This window comes from Jutongia hominis, from assembly GCF_014384965.1.
GTDB classification, from domain to species: Bacteria; Bacillota; Clostridia; order Lachnospirales; family Lachnospiraceae; genus Butyribacter; species Butyribacter hominis.
Genome location: NZ_JACRSW010000027.1, coordinates 388,859 through 414,453 on the forward strand (window position 1 = coordinate 388,859; position 25,595 = coordinate 414,453).

Consider the following 25,595-nt stretch of genomic DNA (forward strand, 5'->3'; position numbering starts at 1 on the left):
AGCAGATCAGAGCTTGTAGAAGAGATGAAATTGTTCAAAAAATACATTTCTTCCGTTAAAAAATACAATCAAATATTTCATCAAAAAGCTTTTGTTATACTAAATGCAAGATAAAGATTTAGTAAGACAAAAGCTTTTTTCTTTATGGAATAGGAAAATGCTCGTACAGTAGCGGTACACCAAAAAGAATTGCTTTAGCAATTCTTGGAGTGCAAAGCGCTGGCTTTGCACTTTTTTATAGGAAGGAATGGTGATGATCATGAAAAAGAAAAGTCAGATTATGATGGCAATAACCGGCATGCTTTTGGCAGGAAGTGTTTTTTGTCTGAATCATCCGGCAAAAGCAAGTGCAGCCACAATCCGTAGTTATACGATTGGTTCGGGTAATACAACTGTATATTCCAATACCGGATTGAGTAAACGTTATGGAACGATTTATGGATCAGATGAACTACGTGTGTTAAGGGTTACAGATCGTTATTGTAAAGTGACTTATCCGGTATCCAGAGGAACAAAGACTGGTTATATTCAGACAAGAGCACTTCTGACGAAGACAACGGGTGGATCCTATCGCTCTCGTGCAAAGATCATAGCATATAAACATCCCGGTGGTGGTTCTTATGGATATATATCCGGTGGAGATACTGTAAAAGTACTTGGAACATATGGAAATTATACACAGGTAAAATATCCGGTATCCGGTGGATATAAATATGCATTTATTGCAACATCAAGCTGTAATTCTTATATTACATCGAGTCAGAGTTCATCTTCATCCGGAGGAAGCGTATCAGGAGGTTACAGCAGTGGTTCTGCCGCAGGAAAACTTGCATCATATGGAAGTAAGCAAGTCAGATGTTATACATTATCAGCACAGGGAAAAGTTTATGCATACAAAGATGTTGCTTTAAGAAACAGAACAACAGGAAGTTACATTTCCTGTGCATCGGATGAAGTTTATGTGCAAAGTGTAAATCTTTCCTATGGTTCGGTTTGTTTGTCTTATCCGGTATCCGGTGGAAGAAAGAGTATGTATTTTAAGATATCTGATATAATGGCATCTCCTTCTTCGGGAGTATCAAACTATTGGATCAGCAAGAGAGCTTATACTTATAAATGGGCATCGTCTTCGGCACGATATGGTTATGTGGAAAATGAAAATGTAACGGTCGTCGGCAGCAGTGGAGCATATACGCAGATCATCTATAGTATCGGTGGCGGCAAATACAAAATGGGATTTATTAAGACCGGTGAAATGAGTACAGGAAGTTCTAATATCAATTCAGATCCGGTGATCACGGTAAATGGCGATTGTTCTGCTATACAGCGCAATATATACAATCTTGCGATGGCAAGTCTTGGAAACAGGGGAGCAGCCTATCAGAGATGGGCAGGACTTTCATACAATGATCCGTACTGTGTGGCATATGCAACATATATTGCTAATCAGGCAATGATACAGGCAGGATATTCGGCATCGCAGGCGGTAAGTATTGTACCAAAGCATGTATCTACCACAAAGATGGCGCAGTGGTATTCAGAGAGAGGAAGATATCATTCTTATGTAGCATGGTACAAAAGCAGCAGAGGTGTCCACATGACAAAGAATACAACGATATCTTCTTATACTCCGCAGGTGGGTGATCTTGTCGCAATCGACAATGATGGTGCGATTGCTTCCGGACCGGATCATACAGGCATTGTGATATCGGTAAACAATGACCGGATCGTATTGGCAGAAGGAAATACAGGTTCTGGAACGAATGCGACAAGAACAGTAAAGACACATACCTATTATAAAGGCAGACCATATTGGTATCGTTTGGATTACAGTAAAGCCAAGATCGTTGGATTTGCAACACCGGCATATGCAGGCAACTAAAATAAATACATAATAATATAGTGGAGTGCAGCGCATTTGCGTTGCACTTTTAAATTACCGGGAAAATGCTTGTACAGTAGTGGAAGGTATTGCAACACGCTGGTGTTGCACTTTTTTACCACATTTTTGTCATTTTTGGTAAAATACGCATTTTCATTGCTAAAAAAAGCAAAATGCAATTTTAGCAGAGATCATTTGCTATAGTGAATACAGGATAAGAAAATAGCAAAGCAAAAAGATAATAACAAACAAGAAAACAGCAAAAAGAAAACAAAAGTTTTTCAAGAAGATACAGGAGTTATAAAAGATTACTCCTAAAAAAGATTTCACAGAAAGGGTGGTTATTATGAAAAATATCAGAATAAGAAAAGAAAGTGTAGCACAAAGAGTAGAAGCAATCAGAAAAACAGTAGTATTTGCAGGTGTATTTCTTACAGCACTATTTCTGATCGGTAGCCTTAATGGGAATACAGCAAAAGCAGCATCCAGAAAGTGTTATTCGATCTGTACCGGCAATACAAGAGTATATTCTAATACAGGATTATCCAGAGGGATTGGATGGATCTATGATTCCGACCAGATATCTGTCATCAATGTAACAAGGAACTGGTCGCAGGTTTCTTATCCTATTTCAAGAGGAAGAACAAAGACCGGTTATATTGCAACAAGTGCGATCTTAACGGCAACAGGTGGAAGTACTTATACATCCAGAGGAAAGTTTAATACATATAGAAGACCGGGTGGTAGTTATTATGGTTATGTTGCTGCAAATGACAGAGTTATGATACTTGGAAAAAGTGGCGGCTATACACAGATCAAATATCCGGTATCCGGTGGTTACAAATATGCATTTGCCGTTTCATCAGAAGTCAACAGCAAACTCCGTCCACAGACAGCAGTCAGCTATGGTGTAAATCCACAGGGATATGTTGATTTTGCTACATCTCCTTCTAACGGAACGCTTCGTGTATCAGGATGGACATTTGACAGAGATTCCTTAGGAAGCAAGTTACAGGTTCATGTTTATGTAGGTGGTCCGGCAGGTTCCGGCGCACCGGGTTATAGATGTGTAGCAAATGTACATCGGCCTGATGTAGATAATGCTTTTCCGGGAGTCGGACAATATCATGGCTTTGATGCAACATTTAAAGTATCAAGAACGGGAGCACAAAAGATTTATGTCTATGCGATCAATGTAGGAGGGGGCAGTAGCAATCCCTTACTTGGAACAAAAGACGTTACGATTCAGGGAACAGCACAGTCATCAGGAACAAATTATACAAGACAGACGATCTGCATTACATCCAACGGACAGACTGTTGATACATTTCATGGTGTAGCAGCAAAATATATTACGGGGTATTCCGATGTAGGAACCTATTCTTGTGCAAGATATGTCAGCAATTACTACAGATCGGTATATGGTATTACAGTAGCCAATATGTTTACCGGAAGAACTCCGTCTGCATCATCGGGAAGCTTTTATCGGACAACGAGTCCGGCAGAAGGAGACATTGGTTATCAGACAAACAGCCGTGGAAGCGGTCACTGGTTTATCATCAAAGCTGTTAATTCAGATGGAACTTATACCGTGATCGAACAGAATTGGAAATGGAAGAGCGGTGGCAGGACATATTGTTATAAGAATCGCCGTGTATCAAATTCGACGAAAGGATTTAAAGTATTCCGTTGGTCGGGAAGATAACTGGTTTTAATGTATTAAATTATGTGATACAATAGATTCAAGATTTGAAAATTTTGCATCTGTTACACTGTGCGTGTAATGATTTATTATTTATAATATATATTGTTTTCAAAAATTAAATGGTATACGAGGAGAAGAAATTATGAAGAAATACTTAAAATTGATAGTAGTAACATTTGTTATACAAGCTATATGCATTTCCATGACACCATTTTTTACAATGGCAGCTTCAAAAAAAGAGCATGCAGTTAGAATATACAATGAATTTTTAGGACATACGCATAAATTATGGGGTTATAGTGCATACCGAACTGTAAAAACTACTAGTCAAGGGATTAAATTTCGCTTATTTGATATCAATGCAGATGGCATACCGGAATTGCTGGTGCATGATGAGCGGGCAAGTAATGCAGATGGACAATTAGCTATTTATGGTGTTGTTAATGGAAAAATAAAATTTTTATCTTCTTATGCTATTTGGGAAGTAACATTATATTCAAATAAAAAAGGTGGCATTTATTACGAATATTGTAGAGGTGGTGGTGCTGGGATATATCAACGATTTGATGGAAAAAGAATAAAAGAAGTACAAAGTTGGTATGCTGAATTGAATTGGGATACATCAAAGCTTGGAAAAAAGAAATATTATATTGGAAAAAAGAGGGTGACGAAACGTATATTTGATACAAACAAAAAGAGTATGATAACAGCAAAATATAAAATTAAAATTAGTGAAAATCCAAAAAACATGTATTCAAATACATCTAAGAATCGAAAAAAATATTTACGCTAATTGATTTACAAAAGATAGAAGAAGTAGACTAAATGCCGGAGCCGGTCGAAAGACCGGCTCTGTTTTTGTATTTTTACATCTAAAAACTCTATAGATGAAAAATATTCATGATAAAAATGAAGAAAATTAAGCAAAACCTCTTTACATTTTAATTTTCATCGGTATAATAGTAGAAGTTGAACAAAATAAAATTTGTGAGTGAAAAAAATTCACTATAAGAAGGAGAGTACATTATGAAGAACGGAATTGAGATCAGATGGCACGGACGTGGTGGTCAGGGTGCAAAAACAGCTGCATTATTACTTGCTGATGTTGCATTTAAAACCGGACAGAACGTACAGGGATTTCCTGAATATGGTCCGGAAAGAATGGGTGCGCCAATTACAGCATATAACCGTATCAGCAGTGATAAGATCCGGGTTCATTCAAATATATATCATCCCGACTATGTGGTAGTAGTGGATGAGACATTATTAGATTCGGTTGATGTCACAGCCGGATTAAAGGCAAATGGTGCGATTATCATCAATACAGCAAAGAGCAGAGCAGAGATTGAGAAACATTTGAAAGGTTATACCGGCCGTGTATATACAATTGATGCCAGAAAGATCTCTATGGATACATTAGGAAAGAACTTCCCGAACTCACCGATGCTTGCTGCAACAGTTGCTGTTAGTGAAGTGATGCCAAGAGAAGATTTCTTTAGAGAGATGAGTGCTTCTTATCAGCATAAATTTGCAAAGAAGCCGGAAGTGATCGATGGAAATATGCAGGCTCTGGAAATGGCTTTTGAAGAGTTAGAGGAAGATATTGAAAATGATAAAGTCAGCCTGAGCGCATAAGAGAAAAGAAATTGATTGGAGAAAAGAGGAAATGAGAACCGATATTACTAAGATAAATGAGAAGACTCCTCATGATCGTTTAACAGAAGGTTTGATGGTCTTTAACGGAGGCACTTCTAAGTTGTTTAAAACCGGAGAATGGCGTACAAACACACCGGTCTTTCATGCAGATTTATGTAAACAGTGTCTGCTGTGTGCACCGGTTTGTCCGGATGGAAGCATTCCGGTAAAAGATTCAAAACGTCTGGAGTTTGATATGGATCATTGTAAAGGATGCGGTATTTGTGCAAATGTCTGTCCTTTTGGAGCAATAGAAATGAAGGAGGGCAATATCTAATGGCTATTAAAGAACGTATGTCAGGAAATGAAGCGGTATCTTATGCAATCCGTCAGGTAAACCCGGATGTTATGCCGGCATTTCCAATCACTCCTTCTACGGAAATCCCACAGATGGTTTCTACTTATATTGCAAATGGCGAGATGGATACAGAGTTTATCCCGGTAGAAAGTGAACATTCTTCCATGAGTGCTGCGATAGGAGCAGAGGCAGCAGGTGCAAGAAGTCTCACGGCAACATCTTCGGCAGGTCTTGCGTTGATGTGGGAAGAACTTTTGTTAGCGGCATCGAACCGCCTTCCGCTGGTACTGACTTTAGTAAACCGTACTTTATCCGGTCCGATCAATATTAACTGCGATCATTCCGATGGTATGGGTGCAAGAGACACCGGATGGATCCAGATTTATGCCGAGAATAATCAGGAGGCATATGACAACTTTATTCAGGCATATCCGATTGCAGAAGATACAAGAGTGCATCTCCCGGTTATGATCTGTCAGGATGGTTTTATTACAAGCCATGCTGTAGAAAATATTGAATTATTAGAAGATGACAAAGTAAAGAATTTTGTCGGTGAATACGAACCGGAAGAGTTTTTATTAAATCCGGGCAAACCGATTGCAGTAGGTCCCTATTCTGTCAGTAACTATGCGATGGAAGCTAAGAAAAATCAAGAGATTGCAATGGAAAATTCCAAAGAAGTGATTTTGGAAATTGCTAAGAAGTTTAAGGATATGGCAGGCAGAGAATACGGACTTTTTGAAGAATATAAGACGCAGGATGCTGATTATATTATGCTGATCATGGGGTCGGCAGCCGGCACGGCAAAGCAGGCGGTTGATGAACTCAGAGAGCAGGGGAAGAAAGTCGGAGTATTAAAACTCAGGGTGTTCCGTCCGTTCCCGGCAAAAGAGATTGCCGAGGCATTAAAGAATTGCAAAGCAGCAGCTATCATGGATCGCTGTGAAAGCTACAATGGCAATGGCGGACCTTTGGGAAGCGAAGTGACTGCCGGATTATTCTATCATAAAGTAAATATCGAAGCTGTGAACTATATATATGGTCTTGCTGGACGTGATTTTACGATCAGTGATGTAAATAGTGTATTTGCAGAACTCGAAGATATGGTTGTAAATGGAAAAGAAGTAGAGCAGCACAAATATATCAGATTACGTTAAGAGGAGGCCGCAAATGAGTGATTATAGTTTAAAAACAATGATGAATAAACCGGAGCGTCTGGCACCGGGACATCGTATGTGTGCCGGATGTGGTGCAACAATCGCGGTACGTGCGGTGCTGCGTGGACTTCATGAAGGAGACCATGCTGTGATCGGTAATGCAACAGGATGCCTGGAAGTATCGTCTTTTATGTATCCTTATACAGCATGGGAAGACAGTTATATCCATAATGCATTTGAAAATGCCGGTGCCACATTAAGCGGTGTTGAGACAGCTTATCATGCATTAAAGAAGAGAGGCAGACTGCCAAAAGATGAAACGTTTAAGTTTATTACATTTGGTGGTGATGGCGGTACTTATGATATCGGATTCCAGTCTTTATCCGGTGCAATGGAACGTGGGCATGACATGGTGTATGTCTGCTATGATAATGGAGCATATATGAATACCGGTATCCAGCGTTCTTCTGCGACACCAATGTATGCAGATACAACAACGACACCGGTTGGTAAGCAGTCAAACGGTAAAATGCAAAACCGTAAAGATCTTGCAAGTATTATTGCAGATCATGATGTGCCTTATGTAGCACAGACAACATTTACAAACGACTTTAAAGATTTACATCGTAAATCAGAAAAAGCCATTTATACAGAAGGTGCTTCGTTCTTAAATGTAATGACACCTTGTCCAAGAGGCTGGCGATATGATACGGCAGAGATCATGAAGATCTGTAAGCTTGCCGTTGACACCTGCTACTGGCCATTGTTTGAAGTAGATCATGGCAAGTGGACATTAAGCTATGAACCTAAGAAAAAACTTCCGATCGAAGATTTCTTAAAACCACAGGGCCGTTTCAAACACCTGTTCAAGAAAGGAAATGAGGAACTGATCGAACAGTTCCAAAAGGAAGTTGACAGAAGATGGGAAGACCTTCTTTATAAATGTGCAAGATAATAAATTGATTTTTTAGGCTTACCGTTTAGAGTGAGTTTAAGCGGTATGTAAATTTTGTTAGTTCCAATCCTTAATGATTATATAAGAAAGTTGTGTAGAGCAGCCATAGGCTTTACACAACTTTTCTGTTTCATTGTAACCGGAGAAACAGAAAAGTTATTATATCCTATTGTATCGGGAAAAGTTGAAATTTTTAATGTTAAAAGAGAAAATAAGAAAAAAATTCTGCATCTGGTCACATCTAGCAAAAAGAAAACAGCTTTCCGAAAAAATAAAATAATAACAGGAATATGATAAAAATGGGCAAAATTGCCCAAAGAATTTTGACAGTGTATTCTGGTATAGTATATAATAAAAATAGGTATGAAAAATATAGTAAAAAGAACCATTTTATGCAGATTTGTTCTTTGTTAAAAAGAAAATGCAGAGATCGGTTTGAAAGCAGGCAGGAGGCATAGAAACGAAATATGACACTTTTGACATATCAGGTGTTTAAGACGGTTGCGGATCAGGGGAGTTTTCGTAAAGCTGCGGATATATTAGGATTGACACCGTCAGCGATCAGTCATACGATTTCAGCGATGGAAAGTGAACTTGGTTTTTCTGTGTTGAACAGAAGTAAGTCAGGCGTTACTTTAACTAACTACGGTGAACATTTACTGCCATATGTAAATGCGGTTTTAAACAGTGATGAAAGCTTATGGCAGGCAATCGCAGAATTTAACGGTTTGAAGCAGGGGAAAGTAAAAGTTGGCTGCTTTTCAAGTATTTGTACGAACTGGCTGCCTTCTATTCTGCATTCATTTCAAAATGAATATCCGGGCATCAGCATAGAGGTTTTTCAGGGAACCTATGATGATGTCATTTACTGGTTAAAAAATGGTGTTGTGGATCTTGGGTTTCTATCGGTTTCCAGTGCTAAAGATATACCGATCGAACCATTGTATAAGGATCCTTTGCTCTGCGTTGTACCGAAAGGCACACCGAAAAGAGAGCCTGAAGAATATATGGGTATTGACGAGATGCGTAACCACCAGTTTGTAACACAAAGAGAATCTACGGACGCAGATATACAGAATTTTCTAAAAGAAAATGATCTGAATATCCAGTCGAATTATCATGTGGTGGATGATCTGTCAACAGTTGCATTAGTGGAGCATGGATTTGGTATTTGTATTATGCCGGCAATCACTATGAATGACATCCCATATCAGGTGGATTGTTACCCGGTCAAACCGGATGCATATCGTATCATTGGAATTGCAGCGATGAATAAGGAATTCATGGCACCTGCAGTACGTACGATGTATAATCATGTATTAGAACAATACCAGCAGGAAGAATGGAGAAAGGGGTAAAAAGGGAATGGTAGATGAAAAAAGGCTAGAAGCGGCAGGAATTGATTATAAGATTGCAATGGAGCGCTTTGGAGATAACGAAGAAATTTTTGAAAAATTTTTGTATCGTTTTGCAGATAATACACATTTTACAGATGGCAAGAAAGCATACGAACAAAAAGATTATGATGGTGTTTTAAAGGCAATCCATGCTTTAAAAGGATTTTCGGGAACTTTGGCAATGGAAGAGGTATATCAGGCATCATCAGCAGTGGTGGATAATATCAGAAAAGAAGAATATGATAAGCTTCCTCAAAATATGGAATGGCTGGAAAAAGAATATCAGCGTGTGATGCAAATTTATCAGGATACCTGAAAAACAGGATAAGATACGTCAAGGGCTGATTTAGAGTGTTGATTAAATTGTAGAAGAAAAGTGTTTGCTGTTGTCGTGAAAAGATAATAAAGAATCGTAAAAAATTCACTTTAGAACAGGAGGTAGAGAGCCTATGAAAAGCCGGAAAAATATGAAAAAACGGTCTGTTTTATTTAGTAGGATATCCTGTGTACTACTATTGCTTAGCAGCTGTCTGTTGTTTGTATCCTGTGGCAAAGATACAAAAGCAGCCGCTTTGGAAAAGTTTGCAAATCGGGATATGGCAAAGATTAATGTGGCATATAACAAATTTGCAAAAGCTTATGTTGCAAGCCCGTCTTATGCAGAAGGCATGGAAATCTATGCAAGTTATGTCAATGATACATTGCTGACGCAGTTAGATGATATCATTAAGCAGACGCAGGCGATCAAGACCGGTCAAAAAGAGATCAAAGCACTGAAAGATAAGTATTTAAAAGCAATGAAAGGTTATAAGCAGGCATTGACTCAATGTGCGACAGCTGCTTCGGCACAAGATACACAGGCACTCGAACAGGCACGAAGTGAGATTTCAAACGTTGGAACGGATTTACAGGATTATAACGATTCGCTGCGTGCGTTAGCTAAGAAATACAAAATGACAGTCAAGGAACCGGAGCATTAATTTAGGGATGACAAAGTTATATACAGATCATGTATTGTGAATGTATAAATTATGCTTTTAGTAATGAAAAATGAATTGTAAAATTTTACTAAAAAATGAACGACAGTCTTGACAAAAAGAAAGCATATGTTATACTGATTAAGTTTGTAACAGACAGTTCATTAGTACCATCCTGTCTTAAAATAAAACTAGGGCTGCCAAAATGTATGGATTTTAAAAGAGAAAAGACTATGTTGATGCGAAAGCACTGACATGGGATTTTTTAGATCATATTACATGAAAAAGCAGACGTAGGTCTGCTTTTTCTTTTTTGCACAAACAAAAGACATTTACAAAACACCTGTACACCCTTAAAAGCATCCTCACAAAAAAGGATACAAACAAGCGTCATATTATCAGTTTTGATTTCATGTTTCTATTTTCTTTGTATTTTGAAGCACTGTATCACCTGATAAGAATTTCTAAGATTTTTGCTTTTTTGCCCTGATTATGGGCGCTCTCATCTGATATAGGGGCAAGGCTGGTCTGATGTACATTGCTGTTTGGGAATCTCAAAGGCCGTCGCCACTTGCGTTGCAAAAAGTGTATTTGCTTTTTGCAATGCTATGTGTGCGCTACGTGGCTTTGCGAAGCGGGAGCGTGTCCCAAACAACAATGCTACTCAGGCTGAGTCGCCCCTATAGTGATAACCCGCGCCCAATCAGCAAAAAAGCATAAAAATCAGAAATTCTAATCAGTTGGCGTGTCTATTCAAAATACAAAAGAAAATAGAAAGCATGAATTGTAACGTTTGTGATATGACGCACTGGAAAATCTATTATTTTTGTGAGGACGATCGTGGAAGGGGCATGGTGTTTCGTGAATGTCTGCCAGACAAAATAAAAGAGGTGAATTATGTATCAGTTGACAATAGAACAGAGTTTTGATTCGGCTCATTTTTTGGCCGGTTATCAGGGAAAATGCGGAAATATTCATGGGCATCGCTGGAGAGTGCTGCTTGTGATCCAGGAAGAAAAACTAAAAGAGGAACAGCAACAGCGTGGTATGTGTGTGGATTTTTCAACGCTAAAGGATGAATTAAAAGAGGTTGCAGATCAATATGATCACAGTTTTTTAATTGAAAAAGACACATTAAAAGAGAGAACATTAGAAGCCTTAAAAGAGGAAGGCTTTAGCTGGGTTGAGCTGGAGTTTCGTCCGACTGCCGAGAATTTTGCGAAACATTTTTATGATCTGTTTTCGCAGAAAGGATATGATGTTGCCAGAGTACAGGTGTATGAAACACCGAATAATTGTGCGACATATACAGAATCATGAACACATATAAAGTAGTAGAGATTTTTGAAAGTATCAATGGAGAGGGTATGAAAGCCGGTGAATTATCGGTATTTGTCCGTCTTTGCGGATGCAATTTGCATTGTTCTTATTGTGATACAAGCTGGGCAAATGAAAAAGATGCCCCATATCAGGAAATGACAGCCAGGCAGATTGTTCAAAAGGCAGAAGCATATGGCACAAAAAATGTGACGCTGACAGGCGGAGAGCCTCTGTTAGCAGAACATGTTTTGGAATTATTAGAAGCATTGTCTGAAAAATTCTGTGTTGAGATTGAGACAAATGGAAGCATTGCTTTAGATCCGTTTTGTAAAAAGGATCGTAAAGTGATCTTTACCATGGATTACAAATTAAAAGGCAGTGGCATGGAAGAACAGATGTGTCTGTCTAATTTTGCCCTGCTTCAAAGGGACGATACCGTGAAGTTTGTCGTATCGGATCAGACAGATCTGGAACGTGCTTATGAGATCGAACAAAAATACGCTCTGGGACAGAAATGCCATGTATTGATCAGCCCGGTCTTTGGAAAAATCATTCCGGCAGATATGGTAGCCTTTATGATGGAGAAAAAATGGGTGACAGCCAGAATGCAAATTCAGATGCATAAAGTAATATGGGATCCACAGGCACGCGGTGTATAGAAAAAAGAGCAAAAGACAGAGTAGATGATTCAGGAAGGAGTCGATTGGTTATGGCAATAGATAAGGATGCGATAGAAAAACACATTCGTGGTATATTGGTTGCACTTGGTGATGACCCGGACAGAGAAGGATTGAAAGAGACACCGGCACGGGTAGCCAAAATGTATGAAGAAGTGTTTGAAGGAATGAATTACAGCAATCATGAGATTGCACAGATGTTTAACAAGACCTTTCAGGACAAAATGGACTTTGAAGAAGCAGGCAATGATATGGTCATGGTAAAAGATATTGAAATCTTTAGTTATTGTGAACATCATCTTGCGTTGATGTATGATATGAAAGTATCGGTCGCATATGTGCCGAATGGTAAAGTGATCGGGCTTAGCAAGATTGCCCGAATCGCTGATATGGTTGGAAAAAGATTACAGTTACAGGAACGGATCGGTTCTGATATAGCAGAGATCATGCAGGAAATCCTGGATACAAAAGATGTAGCTGTTGTCATAGAAGGAACACATAGCTGCATGACGGCAAGAGGAATTAAAAAGAATGCAGCATCGACAAAGACATATACTCTGCGCGGAGCATTTCGTGAGGATTCATTTTTACAGATGCGTCTGGAATCTTCATTAGCAATGCCACAGAATAAGACAGAGTAAGAAAGGAAAAAGAAATGAAAGCAGTGGTTTTATTTAGCGGTGGCGTAGACAGTACAACCTGTCTTGGCATGGCAATTGACAAATATGGAAAAGAGAATGTGATCGCATTATCGATCTCTTATGGACAAAAACATCTTAAAGAAATAGAAGCTTCTAATAAAATTGCGGCGTATTATGGAGTAGAACATCTTCAAATGGATTTAGAAAAGATATTTGCTTATAGTGATTGTTCTCTTTTGCAGCATTCTGATCAGGAAATCCCGGAAGAATCATATGCTGAGCAGTTAGAAAAGACAGACGGAAAACCTGTTTCTACGTATGTTCCTTTTCGCAATGGATTATTTTTATCTTGTGCGGCAAGTATTGCATTATCCAAAGAATGCAATGTGATCTATTATGGAGCGCATGCGGATGATGCAGCCGGAAATGCATATCCGGATTGTAGCAGCAGCTTTAATAAAGCCATTTCAGATGCCATTTATATCGGAAGCGGCAACCAGCTTGTCGTGGAAGCTCCGTTTGTTAATCTGACAAAAGCCGAAGTAGTAAAGATCGGTCTGGATCTGAAAGTGCCTTATGAGCTGACATGGAGCTGTTATGAAGGAAAAGACAAGCCATGTGGTGTCTGCGGAACCTGTATTGACAGACAGGAAGCTTTTTTGAAAAATGGTGTGACAGATCCGTTGTTATTACAATAAGACAGTAGAAGAGCGGTAGAAATGCAATGCTATGGAAAAGATTGCAAAAATGAGATGGCAGAGCTTCGGAAAAGAGAAAAAAACATACAGGCTAAGCCGGAAAAGCTTTGTTGCCAAAAGAGGATAAAAATAAACAGATAGGAGAAAACGATGGCAAGTCATAGAGAAGAAGAAAAGAGTATTACTTTATTAGGAAACCAGAATACTAAATATGCAGATGATTACGCACCGGAAGTATTGGAAACATTTGTCAACAAACATCCGGACAATGACTATTTTGTAAAATTTAACTGTCCGGAATTTACGAGTCTCTGTCCGATTACGGGACAGCCGGATTTTGCAACGATCACAATCTCATATGTACCGGGTGAAAAAATGGTGGAGAGCAAATCGCTAAAATTATATTTATTTAGTTTCCGCAATCATGGAGATTTTCATGAAGATTGCGTCAATGTGATCATGAAAGATCTGATACGCTTAATGGATCCGAAATATATTGAAGTCTGGGGTAAATTTACGCCGAGAGGAGGTATTTCGATCGATCCGTATTGTAATTATGGAAAGAAAGGAACGGATTGGGAAGAAGTAGCAAGAAAAAGACTTTTCGAACATGATATGTATCCGGAAAAAGTAGACAACAGATAAAAAAATCATCTTGTACAGAGAAGACGATGCAGGATGGCATTTTTGGTGGAATTTTATGTCAGCAATCATTAATCTTTTGTTAAAAATGTCTATATTATTGGACTTATGGGAGAAAATAGTGTAGAATATATCGAGAGAACAAAAAGGAGAAGTCATTTTATCATGGTAAACAAAATATCAAAAGTGATGCTTCGACCCGCAAAATGTGGTCTGGATCTTGGTGATGGCAGTGAGCGTGCTGAATATGTTGATCAGGATTATATTTTACAGACATTAGGGCGTCCGCATCGCAATATTAATATTATGTATACATATTATCCAAAAGATAAAGAATGGCCGCAAAGGATCAGTGAAGCTTGCAAAGATATGGAAATTCATTTTCAATGGGATTATCCTTATGATGATTATTTTCCATATGAAGGCGGTATCGGAGAAGATACCAGCGGGCAACCATTTGAACAGATCCGTGATATCAGAAGACATGGACAAGATGTTACATTGACATTAACGATAGACTGTTCCTTATCTGATGAGTATTTAAGAAAGATTGCAAGAGATCTTCGTAATTTTGGACGCATGCGACTGCGTATCAATCATGAATGTGATGGAGACTGGTTTACTCATAATCAGAGATTTTCTTATCAGGAGATTGGCGATTTCTTTGTTCGGTTCAGTAAGATCATCAAAGAAGAGGCACCGAATATTTTGACTGTTTTTTGTGCCGGAGCTGTGATGGATCTGGATGCAGAAGAATTAAAGGTAGGACATGAAGAAGAGTTTACCGAGGCGTATCGCCAGGCAGATATCTGGTCCATGGATTGTTATCTCGCATTACATTATGGCTGGCCTTTTGATGTATGTGAAAAAGGTTCGGATTCGTATGCGGTTACTCCGGTGGAGACATTTTATCAGAGATTAAAGAAATCAGCGATTCGGTTTGCACAGCTAAATGATGGAAAAGTCAGACCGTTGGTAGTGTCTGAGTTTAATACAGATGGTGATGTGGTCGGGCCGAAACATCAGGCAGAATCGATCAAACGGTTTATTGCCCGGTTAAAAGAAGGGCATGCAGAGGAATGGTTTGGAGGATTCTCACTCTACCAGTTCAGAGACAGAGGACGACTTGGTTTAGAGATTGAAGATCCGAATAATAAGTCGGTTGGTATTCCACAGCCATTATTAAAGGAATACAAAGAAATTTTAAAAGACGACTATTTCATGCCGCGTATGGAGACAAAAGCTGAGACAAAGCTTCCTGTTACCATGCGATGGGGCGGTGCTGAAGATGCGGAAGGAATTGCATTGGAAGTTACATTAGAAAAGAATCCGGAATTCTTTGAGATCAACTTTGAAGAGAATTTAAATCTGATGATAGAGATTAATGGTCATTGGTTTTATAAAGCAGAAGGAACTGACTGTATTGATCTGATGCCGGCTTTCTTTGATCAGGATATCAAAGAGAGAACAACGCTTTCTATCACAATGTTTGCTCCGCCGGCAAGTGGTGAGAATGATCCGTCACAGGGAGAAGACTGGATGGAAAATTATTATTGCACGATGCATAAATTGCCTGAGCTGCGTATCCGTTACGAAGCAATTGAAGAAGTGTAAAGGTTAGGTACAGAAAATTTAGAACCCGGTATTGCAATCATCAATGTTTTTATGCCGTGGGTTAAAAAAGATTAAGATGCCAAAAGGTCCGTATTTTGATTTTTTGACAATCTGATTTAAAAAAAAGAAACAGCATTTTAGAATGCTGAGAAAAGAGGAGCTTATGAAAAATATTAGTTTTAAGGTAGTGATACCACAGATTGTTTTAGCAATCGTCTGCATTGTTTCGGCTGTATGGGGAATCCGGTCAACACAATATCTGAAAGCAGAAAGTATACAAAAATCAGAAGAAAATATTAATGCGATTCATTCGCTTGATACTTTGTCGAATGACTTTCAGATCATGCAGAAACTTCTTTTGACGCATTTCCTTACCGGTAATGAGGACGAGATCGTTGTTGTCAGAAATAAGATTGATGACACAATAAGCAATGTAGAAAAGGAAATGAAAACCTATCAGAAATATGTTACTGATCCGACAGAAAAGAAATTATATTCGGAGTTCTTAGAGAAATACAATTCTCTTCATGACCTTTATATGAAATCTTTGAAATATAGTGAAAATGAAGAAAAATCGGATGCGATCGAGTTAGCAAACGGTGATATTTCTGATGTTGAATCTGAGATGGAAGGTATCGTTGATAATCTGATCAGTAATCGTCAGAAGTCAGCTCAGAGGTCTGCCCAGGAACAATCGAAGACATTTGATAATTCGATCGGTATGAATAATGCATTGATTGTTATTTCAATTGTGATCAGTATTATTGCAATCATTTCATGCTATATCACGATCGTTACACCAACGAAGCGTTCTATCAAACGTTTGCGCAATATTATCAAGAAAATAGAGAATAACCAGTGTGATCTTGGTGAAAGAATTCCGGTTCGCACAAAAGATGAAGTTGGTCAGCTCGTTATGGGTATCAACTCTATGTTAGAAACATTACAGAGTGTTATCGGTGATATTTCAGATGAATCTGTTAATTTAGATCAGGCTATTGCTAATGTGACAGAAAGTGTTGGCAATGCGAATGTAAATTCAAGCGATGTGTCTGAAGTAATGGAACAGCTTGCAGCTTCTATGGAAGAAGTGGCAGCAACTATTTCGAATGTAGAAGACAAAGTCGAAGCAGTTGGAACAAACATTTCAGCATTTGCCGAGAAGAGCGATTCAATCATGAAATATGCCCAGACAATGCAGGAAAGAGCAGAAGGTCTTGAAAAGTCAGCAATTGACAGTCAGAGTGTAACAGGTCAGATGACAAGTGAAATGATTGAAAAGATCAAGAATGCAATAGAAAACAGTAGAAGTGTAGAACAGATTGAAAATCTGACAAACCAGATTCTTTCGATTTCAAGCCAGACAAACCTTCTTGCATTGAATGCATCCATTGAGGCTGCCAGAGCAGGAGAAGCCGGTAAGGGCTTTGCCGTTGTAGCAGATGAGATTCGTCAATTAGCAGACAGCAGCCGTGAGACAGCGAACAATATCCAGAAGATTAATGCTTCTGTTATTGCAGCAGTAAATGAATTAAGTGATAATTCAAATCAGATGGTAGAATATATTGATAACACGATCTTACCGGATTATGATGGCTTCGTAGATTCCGGAAGACAGTACAATCAGGATTCTATTTATGTCAATAATGAAATGTTGATGTTTGTAAAAGAAACAGACGAGATCACACAGATCACACAGGAGCTTGTAAAATCTATTGAACAGATCACACAGGTTGTTGAAGATAGTGCACTTAGTGTAGAAGAAGCCGCTAAGGGAGCTGTTTCTCTGTCAAATGAGATTGCTAAGATCCAGCAGGATATGAATGTCAGTGGTAATGTTGCCACGAATATGAAGAAACAGTGTGAGCGCTTCATGGATACAGATAGTGCGAATACAGTAACAGAAGACATTGCAACAAGCGAAATGGAAAGCATCCATGAAACAGACTCTGAAGCACAGGAAGTTTCTTTAGAAACAGAAGAGGAAGCTGAGGATGCTGCTCCAACAGTTGAAGACTCTGCACAGGAACAGTCAGTAGAAGAGTAAAAGACAGTAAACATAATTGCAACGCAAATAAATAAAAAGAAAATAATCTGTCAGGATATCTTTTTGTAGGATTATTTTCTGATTATCGGAAAGTGCAATACCCATATGGTGTATTGCACTTTTTGTCATGCAGTCATTTTATCATGCAGTCATTTTGTCATGCAGTCATTTTGTCATGCAGTCATTTTGACATGCGGTCATTTTGTCATGCGGTCATTTTGTCATGCGGTCATTTTGTCGTGTGGTTATTTTGTCATGCGTTTATTTTATTTTTTATGGGTTTGATTGCCTTATTTTTTTATATTGTAAATATTTGGAATGGATGAAAGGATCAAAAACAGTCACTAATATGATTGATTTTGATTGATATGAAAGAAAATGACAAATGAAAATAAATCGAACAGACAATAAATGAATGAAAATGACGGAAAAAGAAGAAAATAACTGATTTCAGCAGATTAAATGAAAAATAATGATAGAAATTGAAAGAAAATGATTGACAATGACGAAAATGTGATATATACTATAGTCAATGAATGAGAAAACTATATTTTGAAGAGAATAAGGGGGGATAAAATGCTGACACAGGAACGATATCATATGATAGAAGAGCTGGTGAATCGGAAAGGAGCTGTCACGATTACAGAATTGACGAAACAGATACCGGCTTCTGAATCAACGATACGAAGAGATTTACAGGCATTAGATGAGCTTGGTAAGGTGAAAAAAGTACATGGTGGAGCCACGGCGATCGAACAGATCTTTATTACCAATGAAGAAGATGTCAATACAAAAAAGACTCAGAATGTTGAGGAAAAAGAAAAGATTGCAAAGTATGCAGCTTCTTTAGTCAGAGAGAATGATTTTATTTATCTGGATGCCGGAACGACAACAGAAATGATGATTGATTATATTCCTTCGACAAACGCAGTTTTTGTTACAAATGGTATTGTACATGCGAAAAAACTGATCGCAAAAGGATTAAAAACATATATCATCGGTGGACTGGTTAAGCCGGTTACCGAAGCTGTGATCGGAGCGGATGCTGTTAATAATATGAAGAAGCTGAATTTTACAAAATCATTTATGGGAACGAATGGTATTCATATGGATTATGGCTTTACAACGGTTGATATTGAAGAGGCCGCATTAAAGAGTGAAGCGATGAAACGAAGTTATGTCAATTTTGTTATGGCAGACCATACGAAGTTCGATAAGATGACAGCAGTTACATTTGCTGCACTGACAGGTGGTTCGATCATTACAGATGTGGTATTAAATCCCAAATATAAAGATGCAACGATTATAAAGGAGGTGAAAGGATTATGATATACACAGTAACGTTTAATCCGGCATTAGATTATATTGTACGATTAGATAAACTTTCATTAGGAGAAGTCAACCGAAGTGAATACGAAGCAGTTTATTATGGAGGAAAAGGAATTAATGTTTCCACTGTTTTAAACAATTTAGCAATTCCGTCTGTTGCACTTGGTTTTGTAGCAGGATTTACCGGAAAGGAGATTGAAGACGGAGTAAAGAAGCTTGGCGTACAGACTGATTTTATTCATCTTCAGGATGGCATGAGTCGTATCAATGTTAAGATCAAGGCAGGAGAAGAGACGGAGATCAATGGAAAAGGTCCGCATATCAGTCAGGCTGAGCTAGAGCAGTTATATCAAAAACTCGATCGGCTTCAAAAAGGTGACATTCTTGTATTGGCCGGTACGATTCCGGCATCGCTTCCGGCGGATATCTACGAGGTGATACTTGGCCGGTTAGAGAAGAAAGAAGTTGAGTTTGTCGTCGATGCGACAGGTGATCTTTTGAAAAATGTATTAAAATATCATCCGTTTCTGATCAAACCGAACAATCATGAACTGGGAGAACTTTTTGGTGTTACATTGGAAAATGATCAGCAGATCGAACAATATGCACGTAAATTGCAGGATATGGGAGCACAAAATGTTTTGATCTCCATGGCGGCAGATGGTGCCATGCTGATCACAAAAGAAGGTGAAATGTACAGGATCGGAATTGCAAAAGGAAAGACGGTTAATTCTGTAGGAGCAGGTGATTCTATGGTTGCCGGATTTTTAGCAAGTTATACAAAAGAGCAAAATTATCAGAAAGCATTAAAATATGGTACAGCAGCCGGTGGAGCTACCGCACAGTCGGAAGGTCTCGCAACAATCGGACTTGTTGAAAAATTATATAAGTTACTTTAAGCAAAAACCTGTTGTATCTGGGATAGGAGGTAAAGGCTATGAGGATTACAGAGTTATTAAAGAAAGAAAGCATTGCTTTACATGTGTCGGTAGACAGCAAAGAAGCAGCCATTGATTATCTGGTTGATCTGCATGACAAAGCCGGTAATCTTTTGGATCGGGAAGGTTATAAGGCTGGCATTTTAAAAAGGGAAGAAGAGGGATCTACTGCGATTGGAGAAGGAATCGCAATTCCGCATTCTAAAAATGCTGCTGTCAAAAAGGCGGCATTAGCTGCCATGACAGTGCCGGATGGTGTAGATTATGAAGCATTAGATGGTCAGCCGTCAAATCTGTTTTTTATGATCGCTGCTCCGGAAGATGGAGCGGATGTGCATTTGGAAGTATTATCGAGATTAAGTATTCTATTAATGGATGAGCAGTTTAGAAAAGATTTGTTAGCTGCAAAAGATATTGATGCATTTTTGAAAGTCATTGATGAAATGGAAGCCAAAAAGTTTCCGGAAGAAACTGTAAATGAAACAGCAGCTTCAGAGAAGAATTGTGAAACTAAGAATACGTCCAATAGTAAAGATGCAACCTATAAAGTGTTAGCTGTTACGGCATGTCCGACCGGTATTGCACATACTTATATGGCAGCGGAAGCGTTAGAAAAGCAGGGCGAATTGATGGGCTATCCGTGTAAAGCAGAGACAAATGGTTCTACCGGTGCGAAAAACGTTCTGACAAAAGAAGAAATAGAAGCTTGTGATGGAATTATTGTAGCAGCAGACAAAAATGTAGAAACAGCACGTTTTGATGGGAAACCGGTATTATTTGTAAAAGTGGCAGACGGAATTCATAAACCGGAAGAACTGATCAAAAAAATCCAAAACGGTGAAGTGCCGATACACCATGAAACTGCGGAGCATAAAACAGTTGAAGAAGGTAATGACAGTATATTGCATACGATATATAAGCATTTGATGAATGGTGTATCTCATATGCTTCCGTTTATCATTGCTGGTGGAATCATGGTTGCTCTTGGTTTTTTGCTTGATGATTACACGATTGATCCGAAAAAATTCGGTATGAATACACCGATTGCTGCGTTCTTTACAACAGTAGGCAAATCAGCGTTTAATTATATGTTACCGATTCTTGCTGCATTTATTGCTTCTTCAATCGCAGACAGACCGGGGCTTGCAGTTGGTTTTGCAGGTGGTGTGCTAGCAATGAATGGAACAAGTTTTGTAGAGCTTGCAAAAGGAAATACAACCGGAGTGAGTGGTGGTTTTCTTGCCGCACTTCTTGCCGGCTTTGTAGCAGGATATTTGGTGCTTGGGCTTGAAAAACTGACTGAAAAGTTACCAAAGAGTCTGGATGGTATACGCCCGATGCTGATCTATCCGCTTGGCGGTATTATAGCGATTGGTCTGATCATGTGTGGCATTAATCCGGTCATGGGAATGATCAATACCGGACTTAGCAACTGGCTTGACGGCCTGGGTGGAACATCTATGGTATTACTTGGAGCAATTCTTGGCGGTATGATGAGTATTGATTTTGGCGGTCCGTTTAATAAAGCATCGTATGTATTTGGTACAGCTTCACTGGCACTTGGCAAATATGATATTATGGCAGCCGTTATGGTAGGCGGTATGGTACCACCGATCGCGATTGCTTTATCTACGACATTTTGTAAAAAGAAATGGTCAAAAGAAGACTGTAGAAATGGCGTTGTAAACTACATTATGGGATTGTGCTTTATCTCTGAGGGTGCGATTCCTTATGCAGCAAAAGATCCGTTACGAGTAATTCCAAGCTGTATTATCGGTTCTGCATTAGCAGGAGCGTTATCTATGGCATTTGGATGTACATTACGCGCACCTCATGGTGGAATCTTTGTATTTCCGGTAGTTGGTCATCCATTGTTCTATATTGTGGCATTGATCGCTGGAAGTATACTTGGAGCAGTCATCTTATCTCTGTTGAAAAAGGAAGTAAAAGAGTAAATATGGATCTGTTAAAATAAAAAAGAAAATAGCAGGATATTATTTAAAAATTTGCAATCGTTTTTGCAAAAAGAGAGAAGAAGACAGTAAAAAACTTTTAGTCAGAAAATATAATGTATTTTCATGAATAAACGAATAAAAGGAGGAATTGATTATGGTATCAAAGACAGTAACAATTAAAAATGAGCAGGGACTTCATATGAGACCGGCAGGTACACTTGCAAAAGAGATGGCAAAGTTTTCATCTGATATTCAGATCGTTTTAGCAGACAAAAAGATCAACGCAAAGAGTGTTATGAATATCATGGCAGCCTGCATCAAAGGTGGTACGGAAATCACATTTGAATGCAATGGAGAGGATGAACAGGCAGCTTGTGATAAGGCAGTTGAACTTGTAGAATCAGGCTTTGGTGAATAATGATTGCTAAAAAGGTTTATAGAAAGTTTCAAATTTACAAACTGATTTTTACGAATATCAGCATGTAAAAAGAATGAAAAGCCGATTGAAAATGTCAATAAAATAAGAAAAATAAAGTCCGTGATAAGAGGGGTGATTGCATCTTATCACGGACTTTATTTTTGACGGAGTTTTTAGGTTATATTACTGTTGTTTTAAGATATTTTTAAGGGGGAGATTAATAACCGCCGACAGAAAAATGCATATAATCCTTGCGGCTTCCCCAGATACACTGTTTGAACCCGATGGTTTTCATATATTTTTTGACATCGCTGTTTTTCTTGATCGAATATGGATTTTTGCCCGGTTTCCAAAAGCTTCCGGCTAATACTTTCCCATGATCAACCATATAATTTTCATTGGCATTAATATCAACTGCAAGACCAAGAGAATGTAATGACTTATTGGAACCGCGCCAGTCGAATCCTCCGACATCATGGATTGGGAATTTTTCTTTTCCATGGTAGATTTTATTAAATGCTTTTTTTACTTTAGAAGCGATTGATTTATGAATATAAATGGATTTGGTTCTTGTCACTTTTTTCGATCCTTTTAAATCCCAGACTTTAAAAGTTATCTTTTTCATATGTTTTCTTGCTTTTTTATATGAAGAACATTGCTTGCGTGCTTTGCTGATCGATACCTTTGCAGATGATGTTGTACTGTTTGTTGAAAAACCAACAAATGTACAAATTAATAATAATGTAACAATAAACCCTAATTTTTTCATGTAATAACTCCTTTATGTACTAAAAATCAACTCAACGAAACTTATTGTAACAAATCTGTAATAAAATTGCAATAATATATTACAAAAATGTTACAATATTTTTTCTGCATGTAAAAAATGATATGTTTCTTATCATATATGAATATATAAAATGGAATAAAGGTGTTTATAAAAAACATGGACTGCTTAAAAATAAAAAGGGGCAAATACTTTGTATGAAATTATTCTAATGGAATATGTAAAAATTTTAATAGGATGCACATTATTTTAATTGGAAATCTTGGAATAAGAAATGAATTGTGGTACAATATTTCATCTAAAATAAGAATGAAAATACAGGAGATGATATTATGAAAATATTAATCGTTCGTCATGCTGATCCCGATTATTCAGTTGACTCCTTAACGAAAAAAGGCTGGCGTGAAGCAGAATATCTGGCAGAAAGACTTTCTAAACTGAAGGTAAAAGATTTTTTTGTTTCTCCACTTGGCAGAGCAAAAGATACGGCATCTTTGACATTAAAAAAGATGCAGCGTACAGCCAAAGAATATCCGTGGCTGCGTGAGTTTGCACCGACGATCATACGACCGGATGTGGGAGCTGAGAGCATTGTATGGGATTGGCTCCCGGAGGACTGGACGAAAGAAGACCGCTTTTATGACAGAGATGCATGGTGTGGAACAGAAGTGTTGCAAGCTGGAAAGGTGGAACAGGAATACAACTGGGTTGTTCAGGGACTGGATGAATTGTTAAAAGAACATGGTTATGAACGAGAAGAACGGTATTATCGGGTTCATAATGCAAATAATGATACGATTGTTCTTTTTTGCCATTTTGGAGTAGAGTGTGTGATGCTTTCGCATCTGCTTGGTATTTCGCCGATGGTTTTGTGGCATGGAACGTGTGCGGCACCAACTTCTGTAACAACTTTAGTAACAGAAGAACGAAGAGAAGGAATTGCTTCATTTCGAATGACAGCTTTTGGTGATACTTCTCATCTGTATGTGCACCGTGAAGAACCGGCATTTGCTGCAAGATTTTGTGAATGTTATGATAATAAAGAAGAAAGACACGATTAAAATAGAAGAGAGAAAATGTTCAATGATGCTTGCTTTTTAACTGCTTAAGCAACAAGATGAACAATTCACTGCCGGATGCAGGAGATATTAATCATAATTATCTGTAGTAGATAGAAGTTGATTTCGGGAAGAATTATTGTAAGCGGCATCCTATTTGCAAACTAAAAGATAGAAAAAGTGAGAAAATGGGAGAAGACAGTTCAAAAAATTATATGTTTGTGTATTATAATATACTAGTATGAATCAGAAAAATAGATTCTTTATCGCATGAAATATCATTGCTTTGCAGGATTAGGAAAGGGGATTTACATATGAACCGTTATATTTTGACAAAAGCGGGAATTGATGTGAACGAAGGGATTCACCGTTTTAATGGAAATAAAGAACTGTATGAGAAATTTTTGACATCATTTCCGGAGGATATTCATTATGAACAGATGTTAGAGGCGATAGAACAAAAGGATGTTGATGCAGCATTTCAGGGTGCTCATGCTTTAAAGGGAATCACCGGAACAGTCAGTCTTGCAAAACTTCATAGTCTTTTGATCCCATTAGTCGAAGAATTGCGTGCCGGCAGCATGGAAAAGGTTCCGGAACTTCTTCCACCGGTAAAAGAAGCTTATGATGAAGTTGTTCAGGTGATAAAGGAGCAGCGTGGGTAGGCAGCAAGAGAAGAAATGGAATAGTTGTGAAACGGGTTGATGAAAAAGCCTCTTCTTTTTCTGATATGGATATAACATTATATTCAGAAAAGGAAGAGGCTTTTTGTATGGAATGGGATGATAGAAAATAGTGCTTTTATAGCAAAGAGAACGATATTGCAACGACATTTTTATTCCATCACAAAAAAGAAAAATATTGTAAAAATAACCCTTATTTGTTACAATAGACCAAAGCATAAATCTAATACTTTCTTTAATGCCAAAACTTATTGGGCATTATCTAAATTTCTTATATTATCTTTAGAACTCTATGCTTTTCATTCACTATCAAAGCAGGAGTTTTAAAGCTCCTGTCACTAAGACCGGGGAAAGTGTCATTTTGTCATTTGGTTCAAAACCAGACAGATTATCTATCCGGCTGTAAAGGAGCGTATTATGAAGAAACAACAGTTGAAGATGCAGCGAAACTACAAAGATACCGTTTTTAGAATGCTTTTTAATAACAAAGAGGCATTGCTTAGTCTATACAATGCGATCAACGGAACGCATTATGAGCGGACAGATGACTTAGAGATCATCACACTGGAAAATGCAGTGTATATGGCAATGAAAAACGATATCGCATTTATTCTGGGTCTTTATATGAATCTGTATGAACACCAGAGTACACTGAACCCGAATATGCCGCTTCGTGATCTTTTTTATATTGCAAAACAGATGGAAAAACTGGTCGTTGACGA

At 38.1% G+C, this 25,595-nt stretch carries 24 protein-coding genes and 1 pseudogene; 24 read left to right on the top strand and 1 reads right to left on the bottom strand.

Going from position 1 to position 25,595, the window contains the following annotated elements; genetic code table 11:
- The first annotated feature begins 253 nt into the window (after nt 1-253).
- The 21 genes from H8700_RS07195 to H8700_RS07295 all read left to right on the top strand — a co-directional run bounded on the left by H8700_RS07195 (nt 254) and on the right by H8700_RS07295 (nt 22,345).
- Nucleotides 254-1,882, top strand: coding sequence for a CHAP domain-containing protein (locus tag H8700_RS07195; RefSeq protein ID WP_249304708.1), 1,629 nt, complete (start codon nt 254-256; stop codon nt 1,880-1,882).
- 346 nt (nt 1,883-2,228) lie between these two features.
- Complete coding sequence (locus H8700_RS07200; protein ID WP_249304711.1) at nt 2,229-3,587, top strand: CHAP domain-containing protein; 1,359 nt, start codon at nt 2,229-2,231, stop codon at nt 3,585-3,587.
- Between the two features lie 142 nt (nt 3,588-3,729).
- Nucleotides 3,730-4,380 (top strand): hypothetical protein, encoded by a 651-nt coding sequence (locus tag H8700_RS07205; protein WP_249304714.1) that lies wholly within the window; start codon nt 3,730-3,732, stop codon nt 4,378-4,380.
- 233 nt (nt 4,381-4,613) lie between these two features.
- The gene (locus tag H8700_RS07210; protein ID WP_249304716.1) at nt 4,614-5,222 is read left to right on the top strand and encodes a 2-oxoacid:acceptor oxidoreductase subunit gamma family protein; all 609 of its coding nucleotides are present in this window, start codon (nt 4,614-4,616) and stop codon (nt 5,220-5,222) included.
- Nucleotides 5,223-5,253: 31 nt separating this feature from the next.
- Nucleotides 5,254-5,559, top strand: coding sequence for a 4Fe-4S binding protein (locus H8700_RS07215; protein WP_249304719.1), 306 nt, complete (start codon nt 5,254-5,256; stop codon nt 5,557-5,559).
- Entirely contained in the window at nt 5,559-6,737 is a 1,179-nt protein-coding gene (gene porA, locus H8700_RS07220) for a pyruvate ferredoxin oxidoreductase (RefSeq protein ID WP_249304721.1), read from the top strand. The genes H8700_RS07215 and porA overlap by 1 nt, the downstream gene beginning before the upstream one ends.
- A gap of 13 nt (nt 6,738-6,750) precedes the next feature.
- Nucleotides 6,751-7,692: a thiamine pyrophosphate-dependent enzyme gene (locus H8700_RS07225; RefSeq protein WP_022142456.1), complete on the top strand. Its 942-nt coding sequence runs from the start codon at nt 6,751-6,753 to the stop codon at nt 7,690-7,692.
- Between the two features lie 467 nt (nt 7,693-8,159).
- The gene (locus H8700_RS07230) at nt 8,160-9,050 is read left to right on the top strand and encodes a LysR family transcriptional regulator (protein ID WP_249304723.1); all 891 of its coding nucleotides are present in this window, start codon (nt 8,160-8,162) and stop codon (nt 9,048-9,050) included.
- A gap of 7 nt (nt 9,051-9,057) precedes the next feature.
- Entirely contained in the window at nt 9,058-9,405 is a 348-nt protein-coding gene (locus H8700_RS07235) for an Hpt domain-containing protein (protein ID WP_249304726.1), read from the top strand.
- 133 nt (nt 9,406-9,538) lie between these two features.
- Nucleotides 9,539-10,069 carry a hypothetical protein gene (locus tag H8700_RS07240; RefSeq protein WP_249304730.1) on the top strand — a complete coding sequence of 177 codons (531 nt, stop codon included), beginning with the start codon at nt 9,539-9,541 and terminating at the stop codon, nt 10,067-10,069.
- An 894-nt stretch (nt 10,070-10,963) separates the two neighbouring features.
- The gene (queD, locus tag H8700_RS07245; protein WP_249304733.1) at nt 10,964-11,386 is read left to right on the top strand and encodes a 6-carboxytetrahydropterin synthase QueD; all 423 of its coding nucleotides are present in this window, start codon (nt 10,964-10,966) and stop codon (nt 11,384-11,386) included.
- Entirely contained in the window at nt 11,383-12,045 is a 663-nt protein-coding gene (gene queE, locus H8700_RS07250; RefSeq protein ID WP_022142461.1) for a putative 7-carboxy-7-deazaguanine synthase QueE, read from the top strand. Before queD ends, queE begins: the two co-directional genes overlap by 4 nt.
- Before the next feature lie 50 nt (nt 12,046-12,095).
- A complete protein-coding gene (gene folE, locus H8700_RS07255; RefSeq protein ID WP_022142462.1) occupies nt 12,096-12,704 on the top strand; it encodes a GTP cyclohydrolase I FolE in 609 nt (202 codons plus the stop codon).
- A 14-nt stretch (nt 12,705-12,718) separates the two neighbouring features.
- Nucleotides 12,719-13,402, top strand: coding sequence for a 7-cyano-7-deazaguanine synthase QueC (gene queC, locus H8700_RS07260; protein ID WP_249304735.1), 684 nt, complete (start codon nt 12,719-12,721; stop codon nt 13,400-13,402).
- A 150-nt stretch (nt 13,403-13,552) separates the two neighbouring features.
- Complete coding sequence (gene queF, locus H8700_RS07265) at nt 13,553-14,047, top strand: preQ(1) synthase (RefSeq protein ID WP_249304737.1); 495 nt, start codon at nt 13,553-13,555, stop codon at nt 14,045-14,047.
- 162 nt (nt 14,048-14,209) lie between these two features.
- Complete coding sequence (locus tag H8700_RS07270; protein WP_249304739.1) at nt 14,210-15,658, top strand: hypothetical protein; 1,449 nt, start codon at nt 14,210-14,212, stop codon at nt 15,656-15,658.
- A 163-nt stretch (nt 15,659-15,821) separates the two neighbouring features.
- On the top strand, nt 15,822-17,705 hold the full coding sequence (locus tag H8700_RS07275) for a methyl-accepting chemotaxis protein (RefSeq protein WP_249304741.1): 1,884 nt from the start codon (nt 15,822-15,824) through the stop codon (nt 17,703-17,705).
- Between the two features lie 576 nt (nt 17,706-18,281).
- A complete protein-coding gene (locus H8700_RS07280) occupies nt 18,282-19,034 on the top strand; it encodes a DeoR/GlpR family DNA-binding transcription regulator (RefSeq protein WP_249304743.1) in 753 nt (250 codons plus the stop codon).
- A complete protein-coding gene (gene pfkB, locus H8700_RS07285; protein WP_249304747.1) occupies nt 19,031-19,933 on the top strand; it encodes a 1-phosphofructokinase in 903 nt (300 codons plus the stop codon). Before H8700_RS07280 ends, pfkB begins: the two co-directional genes overlap by 4 nt.
- A 38-nt stretch (nt 19,934-19,971) precedes the next feature.
- Nucleotides 19,972-21,927 carry a PTS fructose transporter subunit IIABC gene (locus H8700_RS07290; RefSeq protein ID WP_249304749.1) on the top strand — a complete coding sequence of 652 codons (1,956 nt, stop codon included), beginning with the start codon at nt 19,972-19,974 and terminating at the stop codon, nt 21,925-21,927.
- 154 nt (nt 21,928-22,081) lie between these two features.
- Nucleotides 22,082-22,345 carry an HPr family phosphocarrier protein gene (locus tag H8700_RS07295; protein WP_022140472.1) on the top strand — a complete coding sequence of 88 codons (264 nt, stop codon included), beginning with the start codon at nt 22,082-22,084 and terminating at the stop codon, nt 22,343-22,345.
- Nucleotides 22,346-22,562: 217 nt separating this feature from the next.
- On the opposite strand, the gene H8700_RS07300 is transcribed toward H8700_RS07295, so the two are convergent.
- Nucleotides 22,563-23,114 carry a M15 family metallopeptidase gene (locus H8700_RS07300; protein ID WP_022140473.1) on the bottom strand — a complete coding sequence of 184 codons (552 nt, stop codon included), beginning with the start codon at nt 23,112-23,114 and terminating at the stop codon, nt 22,563-22,565.
- Nucleotides 23,115-23,464: 350 nt separating this feature from the next.
- Here H8700_RS07300 and H8700_RS07305 point away from each other — a divergent pair, with 350 nt between their 5' ends.
- The 3 genes and pseudogenes from H8700_RS07305 to H8700_RS07315 form a co-directional block, all read left to right on the top strand.
- Nucleotides 23,465-24,193, top strand: a complete 729-nt coding sequence (locus H8700_RS07305) for a histidine phosphatase family protein (RefSeq protein WP_249304752.1) — start codon at nt 23,465-23,467, stop codon at nt 24,191-24,193.
- A 311-nt stretch (nt 24,194-24,504) separates the two neighbouring features.
- Nucleotides 24,505-24,855, top strand: coding sequence for an Hpt domain-containing protein (locus tag H8700_RS07310; protein ID WP_249304754.1), 351 nt, complete (start codon nt 24,505-24,507; stop codon nt 24,853-24,855).
- Nucleotides 24,856-25,290: 435 nt separating this feature from the next.
- Nucleotides 25,291-25,595, top strand: a pseudogene (locus H8700_RS07315) (hypothetical protein); the annotation flags it as partial.

Excerpts from the sequence above, each read along its gene's own strand:
- H8700_RS07195 (WP_249304708.1), top strand. The coding sequence starts at position 254 with ATGATCATGAAAAAGAAAAGTCAGATTATGATGGCAATAACCGGCATG.
- H8700_RS07200 (WP_249304711.1), top strand. The coding sequence starts at position 2,229 with ATGAAAAATATCAGAATAAGAAAAGAAAGTGTAGCACAAAGAGTAGAA.
- H8700_RS07205 (WP_249304714.1), top strand. The coding sequence starts at position 3,730 with ATGAAGAAATACTTAAAATTGATAGTAGTAACATTTGTTATACAAGCT.
- H8700_RS07210 (WP_249304716.1), top strand. The coding sequence starts at position 4,614 with ATGAAGAACGGAATTGAGATCAGATGGCACGGACGTGGTGGTCAGGGT.
- H8700_RS07215 (WP_249304719.1), top strand. The coding sequence starts at position 5,254 with ATGAGAACCGATATTACTAAGATAAATGAGAAGACTCCTCATGATCGT.
- porA (WP_249304721.1), top strand. The coding sequence starts at position 5,559 with ATGGCTATTAAAGAACGTATGTCAGGAAATGAAGCGGTATCTTATGCA.
- H8700_RS07225 (WP_022142456.1), top strand. The coding sequence starts at position 6,751 with ATGAGTGATTATAGTTTAAAAACAATGATGAATAAACCGGAGCGTCTG.
- H8700_RS07230 (WP_249304723.1), top strand. The coding sequence starts at position 8,160 with ATGACACTTTTGACATATCAGGTGTTTAAGACGGTTGCGGATCAGGGG.
- H8700_RS07235 (WP_249304726.1), top strand. The coding sequence starts at position 9,058 with ATGGTAGATGAAAAAAGGCTAGAAGCGGCAGGAATTGATTATAAGATT.
- H8700_RS07240 (WP_249304730.1), top strand. The coding sequence starts at position 9,539 with ATGAAAAGCCGGAAAAATATGAAAAAACGGTCTGTTTTATTTAGTAGG.
- queD (WP_249304733.1), top strand. The coding sequence starts at position 10,964 with ATGTATCAGTTGACAATAGAACAGAGTTTTGATTCGGCTCATTTTTTG.
- queE (WP_022142461.1), top strand. The coding sequence starts at position 11,383 with ATGAACACATATAAAGTAGTAGAGATTTTTGAAAGTATCAATGGAGAG.
- folE (WP_022142462.1), top strand. The coding sequence starts at position 12,096 with ATGGCAATAGATAAGGATGCGATAGAAAAACACATTCGTGGTATATTG.
- queC (WP_249304735.1), top strand. The coding sequence starts at position 12,719 with ATGAAAGCAGTGGTTTTATTTAGCGGTGGCGTAGACAGTACAACCTGT.
- queF (WP_249304737.1), top strand. The coding sequence starts at position 13,553 with ATGGCAAGTCATAGAGAAGAAGAAAAGAGTATTACTTTATTAGGAAAC.
- H8700_RS07270 (WP_249304739.1), top strand. The coding sequence starts at position 14,210 with ATGGTAAACAAAATATCAAAAGTGATGCTTCGACCCGCAAAATGTGGT.
- H8700_RS07275 (WP_249304741.1), top strand. The coding sequence starts at position 15,822 with ATGAAAAATATTAGTTTTAAGGTAGTGATACCACAGATTGTTTTAGCA.
- H8700_RS07280 (WP_249304743.1), top strand. The coding sequence starts at position 18,282 with ATGCTGACACAGGAACGATATCATATGATAGAAGAGCTGGTGAATCGG.
- pfkB (WP_249304747.1), top strand. The coding sequence starts at position 19,031 with ATGATATACACAGTAACGTTTAATCCGGCATTAGATTATATTGTACGA.
- H8700_RS07290 (WP_249304749.1), top strand. The coding sequence starts at position 19,972 with ATGAGGATTACAGAGTTATTAAAGAAAGAAAGCATTGCTTTACATGTG.
- H8700_RS07295 (WP_022140472.1), top strand. The coding sequence starts at position 22,082 with ATGGTATCAAAGACAGTAACAATTAAAAATGAGCAGGGACTTCATATG.
- H8700_RS07300 (WP_022140473.1), bottom strand. The coding sequence starts at position 23,114 with ATGAAAAAATTAGGGTTTATTGTTACATTATTATTAATTTGTACATTT.
- H8700_RS07305 (WP_249304752.1), top strand. The coding sequence starts at position 23,465 with ATGAAAATATTAATCGTTCGTCATGCTGATCCCGATTATTCAGTTGAC.
- H8700_RS07310 (WP_249304754.1), top strand. The coding sequence starts at position 24,505 with ATGAACCGTTATATTTTGACAAAAGCGGGAATTGATGTGAACGAAGGG.